At 41.2% G+C, this 11472-nt stretch carries 10 protein-coding genes; all 10 read right to left on the bottom strand.

Annotation, left to right across the window (positions count from 1 at the left end; all coding sequences use genetic code 11):
- Nucleotides 1–365: 365 nt before the first annotated feature.
- Nucleotides 366–1706: a dipeptidase gene (locus GPW69_RS03325; RefSeq protein WP_074391502.1), complete on the bottom strand. Its 1341-nt coding sequence runs from the start codon at nt 1704–1706 to the stop codon at nt 366–368.
- Nucleotides 1707–1824: 118 nt separating this feature from the next.
- Nucleotides 1825–3327, bottom strand: coding sequence for a YfcC family protein (locus GPW69_RS03320; RefSeq protein ID WP_074391503.1), 1503 nt, complete (start codon nt 3325–3327; stop codon nt 1825–1827).
- Nucleotides 3328–3669: 342 nt separating this feature from the next.
- Nucleotides 3670–4617, bottom strand: coding sequence for a carbamate kinase (gene arcC, locus GPW69_RS03315; RefSeq protein ID WP_074391504.1), 948 nt, complete (start codon nt 4615–4617; stop codon nt 3670–3672).
- A 117-nt stretch (nt 4618–4734) separates the two neighbouring features.
- Nucleotides 4735–5748, bottom strand: coding sequence for an ornithine carbamoyltransferase (argF, locus tag GPW69_RS03310; protein ID WP_011922164.1), 1014 nt, complete (start codon nt 5746–5748; stop codon nt 4735–4737).
- A gap of 18 nt (nt 5749–5766) precedes the next feature.
- Entirely contained in the window at nt 5767–6207 is a 441-nt protein-coding gene (locus GPW69_RS03305; protein ID WP_074391505.1) for a GNAT family N-acetyltransferase, read from the bottom strand.
- Nucleotides 6207–7436 carry an arginine deiminase gene (gene arcA / locus GPW69_RS03300; RefSeq protein WP_029694042.1) on the bottom strand — a complete coding sequence of 410 codons (1230 nt, stop codon included), beginning with the start codon at nt 7434–7436 and terminating at the stop codon, nt 6207–6209. The genes GPW69_RS03305 and arcA overlap by 1 nt, the downstream gene beginning before the upstream one ends.
- A 260-nt stretch (nt 7437–7696) precedes the next feature.
- Nucleotides 7697–8392, bottom strand: coding sequence for a Crp/Fnr family transcriptional regulator (locus GPW69_RS03295; protein WP_029171850.1), 696 nt, complete (start codon nt 8390–8392; stop codon nt 7697–7699).
- Nucleotides 8393–8678: 286 nt separating this feature from the next.
- On the bottom strand, nt 8679–9596 hold the full coding sequence (gene whiA / locus GPW69_RS03290; protein ID WP_074391506.1) for a DNA-binding protein WhiA: 918 nt from the start codon (nt 9594–9596) through the stop codon (nt 8679–8681).
- Nucleotides 9593–10567, bottom strand: coding sequence for a YvcK family protein (locus GPW69_RS03285; protein ID WP_024400159.1), 975 nt, complete (start codon nt 10565–10567; stop codon nt 9593–9595). Before GPW69_RS03285 ends, whiA begins: the two co-directional genes overlap by 4 nt.
- Entirely contained in the window at nt 10564–11451 is an 888-nt protein-coding gene (rapZ, locus tag GPW69_RS03280; protein WP_024412169.1) for an RNase adapter RapZ, read from the bottom strand. The genes GPW69_RS03285 and rapZ overlap by 4 nt, the downstream gene beginning before the upstream one ends.
- Nucleotides 11452–11472 lie beyond the last annotated feature (21 nt).

Here is an 11472-nt window from a genome sequence, read left to right as displayed (position 1 = left end):
TCCTCCTATAAAATCTGCAAGTTTATCCTACCTATAGCCAAAATAAAGCAGTTTGTAAACCTATTTAGTCTCGTATAAGACTCAAAATTCAGTTTACTGGTTGATGTGCGATCGCATTTCTGTCACAAATATAACATGTAAGCGTTTTATTGTAGAATAGTCTAACTTGACTTATTCTATATGCAGATGGGGTCTATTTCTAAAACAGCATATAATAAGTCACACTTTCATATATTTTTGTCCACTTCTTGTAAACAGTGACACATTTCTATCTCATCTTTCAATGTTATTCTTCATAAGAAAAGCCCTTAGATATTTCACTAAGAGCTTTTAAACTGTAATTTACTATTCAATACTGATAATGGCTATTCCGCAGCTAGGCGATAGACTGCCTCAGCATAAATATCCATTGTTTTATATAAGTCTTCTAATGGCATGCGTTCATTTTCCTGATGCTCTGTTTGTTCTGTATCTGGGAAACATGCACCAAAGGCCACACAGTTTGGCATGGTACGAGCAAAGGTAGCCCCACCTGACGAGATTGGCTCGCTTGTCAAATCTCCTGTCTTATCTTGATAAACAGACATGAGCGTAGATACCAGCTGGCTGTCTAATGGCACATACAAGGAAGCAAGGTAGTCGTACTCTTCATAGGTCAAGCCACATGATTGCGCTTTGGCTTGTAAAGTAGAAACTAGGGCTTCTTTATCCGCAGTGACAGGAATACGAATATCCAAGCGAATTTCTGATTTTTTTGCGCTAATGGTTAGACCTGCAATATTGAAACTGAGGGTCCCTGATGGTTCATCGGTCACATCACCAAAAAGCTTAAATCCTGTGGCATCTTCACCAACTGCATTGACGATAAAGTCCAAGGCTGGATGATTTTCGAAATGTTCCAAAGCCTTTGCCAAACGAACGATGGCATTGACCCCCTCAGCAGCATCCTTGGCGTGCCGCGAAATACCAAGAACCGTTACTTGATCATCTTTGGTTTCATAATCAAAGCCTAATTGATCTAATTCCGCAATAACTCCTGCTAATAAATGACCAGAATAGCTTGCCTTAGCAGGTACTACGTTATAGGCAGTTCCCGCTTCGATACTCAGACAAGGGTGACCTGGACCATGCAATTTGGCCTGTAGCAATCCTTTTTCAGCATAAGTCAAAGGGAAGGAAGAATCTGGTGCAAAGCCCATAGTTGCCACTTCTTCCAACTGATTGTAGCGGTTCATACACCGCCATAAGGTCTCTTCATCTGTTCCAAAAATGAAACGAATCCGTTTGTTAAATTGGACTCCCGCATCAAGAAGTGCTTTTACTGCAAATAAAGCCGCCATCGAAGGACCTTTATCATCCTGAACCCCGCGTCCAATAATATAATCTCCCTCTACCACAGCCTCAAAAGGCGGCGTCTGCCATTGACTAAAATCACCAGCAGGTACCACATCTAAGTGGCAAAGGATAGCTAATAATTCTTCGCCTTGCCCAATTTCAGCATAGCCATAATAGCCAGCAGGGTCTAAATAAGTTTTAAAACCCATTTTTTCCGTCAAAGCCAATGTGTGCTCCAGAACATCCTGAATCGCTTGACCAAATGGCGTATCTGCCTGATGTTCTTGCAAAACAGAAGGAAAAGCAACCAGTTCTTGGATGGCTTGAATACATGCCTCCTGATGCGATGACTGAATAAAACTTGTTCTCATTGTGTCCCCTTTCAACATAATAAGATATGATATATTTTCTAGCACTATTCTATCATAAAAGGAAAAACTGAGCCAAATTTTATCTGTATTCATGATAAAATCTGACCCAGAATTTCGATTAGAAGAATGTCGCAATGACCAAAATAGCTATGGAGGCAATCATGATGCCTACGATTAACTTACCTACAAATTTATACCAAGTACCAATTTCAACACGACCAAGTGCCAAGGCTCCCATTACAATACCTGATGTTGGAGCTACCAAGTTCAAGAGACCTGATGCAGCTTGGAAAGCTGTGATAACCAAGCTCGCTGGTACATTTACAAACTCACCAAGAGGTGCCATGATACCCATAGAAGCCCCTGCAAGACCTGATGAAGATGGGATCAAGAAGGACATTGGTAGGTAGAAGAGATAGGTCAAAATGATGAATACTTGTGAAGACAAACCTTGCAATCCTTCTTCGCCCATGTGGAGAATAGTGGCAGTAATCATACCATCGTTCATGATGACTTGAATACCACGCGCGATAGCACAAATCAAAGCTACGCTGAAAATATCAGCCGCACCGAACATGAAGGATTTTACCAAACGTTCTTCACTCATACCATAAACTAAACCAACTACAATCCCTGCGATACCAAAGAGCATTGCTCCTTCTGGGAAGTACCAAGTACCAAGAGCAGCTGTTGAAGAACCAATCACTTGACCGATGAATGGAAGACCAATCAACCAATCATTAAATTGTGTAAAGATAGTCACACCCAAATCTTCCCATGGAATAAAGCTACAAATCATGAGAACAAATGTTAATACAAATACCCAGAGAACACGTTTTTGAGCTGGTGATAATTCTGCATTCACTTCTTGAGTTGCTGTTACATTAAAGTGTTGCATGTCCGCTTCACGTTGTTTATAAACCAAGGACTTAGTCGGATCATTTTTCACTTTCTCAGCATAGTTGGCTACAAAGAGAACCCCCATCGCGAGAATGACAACGAAGAAGACAAAGCGCCAAATCATACCATCCGCAACACTTACACCTGCTGCGTCAGAAGCAACAACTGTCGCAAATGGGTTTACAGTAGAAGCCAAACAGCCGATTTGAGACCCTAGCAAGATGATGGCTACACCAGTAATACTATCAAAACCAACCGCCATCATAACAGGAACAAGGAGCGGGAAGAAAGCCATGGTTTCCTCACCCATACCGTAGGTAGAACCACCCAAGGCAAACAAAGGCATGAGAATGTAAATCAACATTTTTTCACGACCCTTGAAGCGTTTCACAATGGAGGCAATCCCCACATCAAGCGCACCTGTTTCGTTAACTACACCAAGAAAGGCGCCAACCATGATGATGAAGAATGCTACGTTAATCGCTGCTTCAGTCGCACCGTGACCAAGCATGGCACGAACTGGAGCCATAAAAACATCGTAAATCCCTTGTGGATTTTGAGCAACCTTCTCATAGGTACCAGCCACCAAATGTCCGGCTTCATCAACCTGATACTGACCAGCTGGAATAATCCATGTCATCACTGCCATAAAGGCAATAATGAGCATCAATATTGTATAAGATGAAGGCAATTTAAAGCCTTTTTTCACTTTTTCGCTCATCGCAAAAACCTCCTATAATATTTTAAAAGTTTATCCCCTATTTAAGGGAAATTGTATCCGTAATAACCGTATCAAATATCCACCTATCTTCAAGAGATGTCTATCTCCTTCAGTCTATTATCTGAAATCATTGCTTATAGATAGATACTTGATAGGAAATGGATGAGAGGGGAGGGAGCTTAGACGCCCAGACCTTCATGTTTAGATAAAAGGGAACCCTTATGGGACTATCAACACTTCCACTCCCCTAACTCCATCAATAAATAACCCGTCTAGTTTAAAAACTATATTTGCATGCAGAGTACATCAATAAATAGAAGCCTCAACGATACATACAGCTGCTTAGCCTTTGACAATGATCGTGCCGCTATCGGATTCAATCAAAGCGCCTAAGTTTTCTAATGAGGTAATGACTGCTTTTGATTGCGGCTTATTGTTTACAAAAGCAATAGCAGCTTCAACTTTCGGTAGCATGGAACCTGGTGCGAATTGATTTTGTTTGATATATTCTTCCAATTCAGCTACGGTAACTGTTTCTAATTTTTCTTGGTCTGGTTTGTTGTAGTTAACAAAGACATAGTCTACACCTGTCAAGACGATAAACAAGTCTGCATCAACCAATTCTGCCAAACATTGAGAAGCAAAGTCTTTATCAATAACTGCTTCCACACCGGTCAGGGTGCCATCTGCTTCTTGGACAACTGGAATACCTCCGCCTCCAGCAGCTACGACGACCTCACCTGCATTGAGAAGGGTACGAATCGTACCTATTTCTTTGATTCCTACAGGTTTTGGCGAAGCAACGACTTTGCGCCAGCCACGACCGGCATCTTCTTTGAAGGTTGCTCCAGTCTTTTCTGCTTCTGCCTTGGCTTCTTCTTCTGTGTAGAATGGTCCAATCGGCTTGGTCAAATTTTCGAAGGCTGGATCATTCTTATCCACGATAACCTGGGTCACAATAGATGCTACATCTTTTTCAATGCCTTCCTTGAGCAATTCATTTTCCAAGGCATTTTGCAACCAGAAACCAATCGAACCTTCTGTCATGGCTACCAAACTGTCTAGTGGAAAAGCTGGGTTCTTTTCCGAATCAGCAGCAAGGTTTTGAAGAAGTAAGTTTCCAACCTGAGGACCATTACCATGCGTGATAATAAGGTCGTCCCCATTTTTTATCAATTTTACAAGGTGCTTGGCTGTTTGTACCAAGGCCTCTTTTTGTGCTTTAGCCGATGGGTCGGACGATAAAATGGCATTGCCACCCAAGGCTACTACAATTTTACGATTTGCCATATCTCTTGCTTTTTCCTCACTTTCGCGAAATAGTAATCGCTTACACATCTATCCTCAAAATAAGGGGGCTGGGTGCCAGCCCCCGGAGGTTGCGATGCGTTATTAGATAGTTAATTATTACACACGTGGAACAAATGGATCCCCTAAAGTAGCCGCCATCACTGCTTTAATAGTGTGCATACGGTTTTCAGCTTGGTCGAAGTGACGAGCATATTTGCTACGGAATACTTCGTCTGTTACTTCCATTTCTTCTACACCGAATTTTTCAGCGACATCTTTACCATAAACAGTGTTTGTATCATGGAAGGCAGGCAAGCAGTGCAAGAAGATGAGATTTTCATTTTCTGCTTTTTTCACCAATTCCATATTCACCTGGTATGGTTTCAAGAGGGCAACGCGTTCAGCAAATTTATCTTCTTCACCCATTGATACCCAAACGTCTGTATAGAGAACATCTGCACCTTTGACTGCTTCGTCAGCATTGTCAGTAATGAGAACACGTGCTCCACTTTCTTTCGCAAAACCTTCAGCCAAGGCAACTACTTCTTCTTCTGGGAAGAGTTCTTTTGGAGAGAAGATATGGACATTGACACCAAGGATAGCGCCTGTTACCAAAAGTGAGTTGGCAACGTTGTTGCGGCCATCACCACAGTAAACCAGAGTCAAGCCTTCCAACTTGCCAAAGTTTTCTTTAACAGTCAAGTAGTCCGCCAACATTTGAGTTGGGTGCCATGCATCTGTCAATCCATTCCATACTGGCACACCAGAGAATTCTGCCAATTCTTCCACCATTTTTTGACTGAAACCACGGAATTCAATACCGTCGAACATACGTCCCAAAACTTTAGCAGTATCTTCTGTAGATTCTTTCTTACCAAGTTGGATGTCATTTGCACCAAGATATTCTGGATGGGCACCAAGGTCAATAGATGCTACTGTGAAGGCAGCACGAGTACGTGTTGATGTTTTTTCAAACAAGAGAGCAATATTTTTACCTTCCAAATAACGGTGTGGAATATTGCGTTTTTTCAAATCTTTCAAATGAGCTGAGAAATCAATCAACCATTCCAATTCTGCGCGTGTGAAATCTTTCTCTGCAAGGAAATGTCTACCTTTAAATACGTTTGTCATTGTCTCTTCTCCTAATGTTTAAATAAATTTTGTCAATGTCTGGCACCATTCTCCATCTTCTTGATAAACTTCAGAAGTTGCTTGGTAGCCAACTGACTCATAAAAAGTCTTTGCAGTTAACTCCGAATGTATATTCAACTGATGAAAGCCTGCTTCACGTGCATAAGCTTCCAAAGAGCTGATAATCATTTTTCCATAGCCTTTTCCACGAAAATTCGGTAGAGTGGCTATTCGGGTTAGACGAGCTTGACCAGGACCGACAGGAAGAAAACGTCCCGTTGAAACAGGCTCTTCACCAATAAAGAGATTGGCGTAAACTCTTCCTTCCGTATCATTCCGGTCAAATTCATCTTCCTTTGCAATACCACGCTCAAGAACAAATACCTTATAGCGGACATAGATAGAGGCTGCACGTTGCCATTCTTCCGAACCGATAGTTGTTCGTTCTATACTTTGCATTAGATGTCTTCCCGTTCAAACGGCATTGACATACAACGAGGTCCACCACGACCGCGAACCAATTCGCTTCCGCCAATCTTAATCAAACGAAGCCCTTTGGACTCGAGGATTGCATTGGTAATCGTATTGCGTTTGTAAACAACTACCACACCTGGTGCAATGGTCAATGTATTTGAACCATCATTCCATTGCTCACGACCAGCAGCAACCATATCACCGCCACCACAACGGATCAATTCTACTTTTTCAAGACCAAGGTTCGCAGCCAAAAGTTCTGCCAAGTCACCATGTTCTTCTTCAATATGAAGTGTATCATTTTCATAGGTTACAGAGAAGACACGAAGGTCACCTTCAATTTCTGGGTGGATAGTAAACTTATCATAGTCAACCATGGTAAATACCGTATCCAAATGCATGAATTTACGGTTGTTAGCAAATTCGAATGCCAATACTTTCTTGAAGCCAACATGCTGTTCAAAGATATTTACCAATAGTTTTTCAATTGATGCAGCATCGGTACGTTGTGAAATACCTACTGCCAAAACATCTTTTGAAAGAACCAATTCGTCCCCACCCTCGATACGAGTAGTTTCTTCACGATTGTAAACCAATGGAACTTTTCCACCATATTCTGGGTGATGAGTGAAGATATATTTACCATACAAGGTTTCACGGTTCCGTGTTTCTGAATACATGTGGTTAAGAGAAACAGCATTACCAATCGTAGCAAATGGATCCCGTGTGAAGTAAAGGTTTGGCATTGGGTCTATTGCAAATGGGTAAGAGGATTCAACCAAATCTGTCAAACCTTTTTCTTCAGCAGGGATTTCTGGCAATTCTGCCTTTTGAACACCGGCCATCGTTTTCTCAACCAGTTCTTGATTATCTTCAATAGACAACAACAACTTGCGAATTGCCTTCTTAGTCGCCCGACCACGAATGTTAGCTTCTTCGAGATATTCATCAATAAATTGTTCACGAATTTCAGGTGTAACAAGTGACTCAGCAGCTAATTTTTCCAAGTAGAGAACTTCGACACCTTCATCACGAAGAGCTTGAGCAAAAGCATCATGCTCTTTCTGTGCATCTTCTAAGAATGGAATATCATCGAAGAGTAGGCGTTCTAGATAGTCAGGCATCAGGTTTTCAATTTCCTTACCTGGTCTGTGTAACATAACTTTTTTCAGCTTACCAATTTCTGAAAAAACATGAATTGGATGGTTTGACATGATCTGTCCTCCTTGTAGATTTATACATGATGGGAAACGAGGAGGACCGTACGCTTTCCTGCCTCTCATTTCCTCTTTACATCCATAGTTTAACAGAGCAAAAAAACAAAAACTCGAAAACGCTCACATTTATTTTGAGAAATTCTTCACATTTTTAACCTTATTTATAAATAATTATCGATTATATCGCCTATATTCTGCATAATTCTTTCCGTTATATCATTATATGAATTTTTATTTTTTATAAAAAAACAGAAACTTCAATGAGTTTCTGTCAAATTTTCTAAGAAATAATGAATATCTAAATAAGTTAACTGTTTATGGCTATAAGCAATTTTACCATCCTGTTTCAGTTGCTTCAAAACATGGCTAACCGTTTCCCGTGTCGTAGCGGCTAAACGCGAAATCTCTTGAATATGAATTTCAAATGGCAAGGTAGCAAACTGATCGCGCTGGCACATATCCCAATAAAGAAGAGCCAAGGCTTGAACGACTCGATCTGATGCCTTGGAACGCATCGCATTTCGCAAGCGCAACTCTTGAAAACGAAGCACTTTGGATAATTTTTGACAGATATAAGTCATTTGACTAGGATTTATCTTCGACAAGGTTTCAAACAAGACCATCGGCACAATAAAATACTCTAGGTCCGTTATGGCAATGGCAGTATAATGGTAAGGTTTGTCCTGAAACATATCTCCAAAAGGAAAGGCACCGCCCTGCCGAATATAGTCTAAATACGTAAAACTATCCGTCTCATCATATTGCTCAATCCGAGCATAGCCCTTATACAATACAAATAGATAATCTCTAGGATCCTCTGCGTAAAAAAAGATTTGTCCCTTAGGAATCTTTCGAAAACGAATATGCTTAGCTAATTGATCAAAGCTATCACGTGTCAAACGTTCAAAAGTTGGATGTCCCCTTAGATAATCATATTGTTCGTTGCTTATCATCAAAACTCCTTTCTAGCTAAAGTATCCTTCTATCTATTTTAACATATATTAACGTTCTATGCTAATCATTACTGAAAAATTCATAAAACAGGATCATTCCTATGAAGAGGAATACTATTACAGCTAATACAAAAAAACTGGTCCTCTCGAACCAGTCTTAGTATCGTCGAATGAATGAACTTTCAGACAAGGAACTGAGGTGCAAGCAATACTAGAGTACGGCAAGCCGAATGTAACGATGTATCAAAGTTAATTCAAATGACTATAACATTCTATGTATACCTATCTATTCAGCCAATTCATCCGCAATCTTATTGATTTTCCGCAAACGATGGTTGACGCCACTTTTAGTGATCGGTACCGTTAGACTATCCGCCAATTGCTGAATGGAATAGTCTGGATGCTGAATTCGCAACTGGGCAATCTCCTGCAAGTCACCTGACAACTGATCTAGACCGATAGTATCCATAATTTTGATAATATTATTAATTGTTTTCATACTAGCATTGACCGTCTTTGCAATATTAGCAGCTTCCGCATTGGTAGCTCGATTTAGATCATTTCGAGCCTCACGAAGCAATTTAACATTCTCAAACTCTGTCTTTGCCTCTTCTGCTCCAATCACCAAAAGAAAATCCATAATGTCCTCTGCACGTTGCAGATAGGTAATGGTTCCCTTACTTCGCTCAATGACTTTGGCATCCAAAAGAAATTTCTGCATCAGATTGGCCAGGTCATTGGCATGGTCACTATAGACAGAAGCTATTTCAAGCTGGTATTTTCCTTTTTCAGGATCCTTAACAGAGCCTGCCGCTAAAAATGCTCCACGAAGATAGGCTTGACTCCATGAATCATTTTCCAAAACCAAGGGAGAAATCCCCGTCTCTAATCCAAAGAAACTATCAGCCAAATGCAAATCGTTCAATATCTCATTCACGCCGTCTTCTATCAAAACTGCATACACACGATTCTTTTTGAGATTAGGTTTTTGATGATGGCGAATCTCAGCCTTAATCTGATAGAAATGATGTAACAGTTCATAAATGTGACGGGCAATCTTTGCATTTTCCGTACTGATAGAAAGAGTCAAACCTGATGAAGCTAAGCCCAAACTGCCTGATAATTTGATAATAGCAGATAGCTCGCTCTTATTTTGGCTAGACTGAAGCAGCAATTCTTCCTTTACTTGTACTGTAAAACTCATGACCGCACCTGCAAAATCTTGAGCAACTCTTCTACCACCAAGTCACCATCATGGAAAGCTCCGCCATTTTCCAAACGAAGAAAATTCGAAGAAATCACACGATTGGCCTGTTTTTGCAAACCTGCAAAATCGTGTTTTACCTGTACCAAGTATTCATCAAACTGATTGCTATTCATATACTCTTGTGGAACTGGCTCAATATTGACCAAAACTGTATCAATAAATTGTTCAGCTAGGTGAGCATTGAGAACCGCCACATGGTCCGCATCTGAGAAAAACTCAGTCTCTCCCCGTTGGGTCATAATGTTGCACACATAGGTCACTTCAGCCTTGGTTTCTTTTAGGGCTTTGCCAATGTCAGAAATCATCAGATTCGGCAAGATTGAGGTAAAAAGAGAACCCGGTCCAAGTACAATCATGTCACTTTCCATAATCGTTTCAACTACTTGGCGACTGGCTTTCGGTTCATCATCGTTATAAGAATTTGTCACATAGACATGATCAATCATCCCATTGTGCTTGGAAATCTTGCTCTCACCTGCTACCTCGGTCCCATCTGTAAAAATAGCATGAAGGGTCAAGGCCTGTTCGCTAGATGGATAAATCCGCCCTGTTGTATGGAAAAAGCGCGTCAACAACCTCATTGCATTGTAGGTTGAACCCTGCATTTCTGAAATGCCAGCAATGATGAGATTCCCTAGCGGATGACCAGCCAAGGGACCATCTGAATCCGCAAAACGATACTGAAAAATTTGTTCATAAAGTTTGGGCATATCCGACATAGCCAAAAGGACATTACGCAAATCACCTGGAGGGGTCACCTGCAAAGCCTGACGAATTTCCCCCGAAGATCCTCCGTCATCAGCTACCGTCACGATAGCGGTAATCTCTACATCCTTATCCCGCAAACTCTTCAAGATGACTGGAATACCAGTCCCGCCCCCGATAACTGTAATCTTTGGTTTTCTCATGAGCGGTTGACCGTCTCCTTCCGTCTATCCTTATCACGATGACTACGATTGACATTCCAATTTTTCTCTAAATCGTCTGCCAAACGTTTAGCAAAGGCTACGCTTCTATGCTGACCACCCGTACATCCAACGGCAATCGTTAGAACTGATTTTCCTTCCTTCTGATAACCAGGAAGAATCGGTTCTATCAAGCCGAGCAAATGACTATAAAACTCTTCCGATTCTTGATGCTCCATGACATAGTCAAATACAGGCTGATCTAGTCCTGTAAGATTCCGTAATTCTAACTTGTAGTAGGGATTTGGTAGGAACCGAACGTCAAAAACCAAGTCTGCATCCAGAGGTAGCCCATATTTGAAACCAAAGGACATCACTTCTATGCGAAACGACGGCTGATTATCTTGACTAGCAAACTGCTCCGAGATTTCCTTACGCAGATTACGAGGAGTCAGCTCTGTCGTATCAATAACATTTTGACTCATATTTTTCAAGGGAGCCAAAAGTTCACGCTCTAGCTGAATCCCGTCCAAAACACGACCATCAGCCGCCAAAGGATGGGAACGACGAGTTTCTTTATAGCGAGCAACCAATTCACTATCCGTTGCATCCAAGAATAGGACTTTAAAATCTAAATCCTCTGCCCCCTCAATCTCATCCAATACCTCTCGAATCTCCGAGAAGAAGGAGCGACTCCGCATATCTACAACAAGAGCAATCTTATTGTTATCCTGGCTATGGCGAATCAACTCTAAAAACTTTGGCAAGAGAGTCGGTGGCATATTATCAATGGTAAAATACCCCAAGTCTTCAAAAGACTGAATGGCTACCGTCTTACCAGCTCCAGACATCCCTGTCACAATCACTAAATGGAGTTTGTCCGACATGACATTCCCTCCTTTTCTCTT

It is taken from the genome of Streptococcus suis (assembly GCF_902702775.1).
GTDB lineage: Bacteria > Bacillota > Bacilli > Lactobacillales > Streptococcaceae > Streptococcus > Streptococcus hashimotonensis.
The sequence above is the reverse complement of the archived record's forward strand: the minus strand, read 5'-3'. Positions and strand labels throughout refer to the sequence as shown.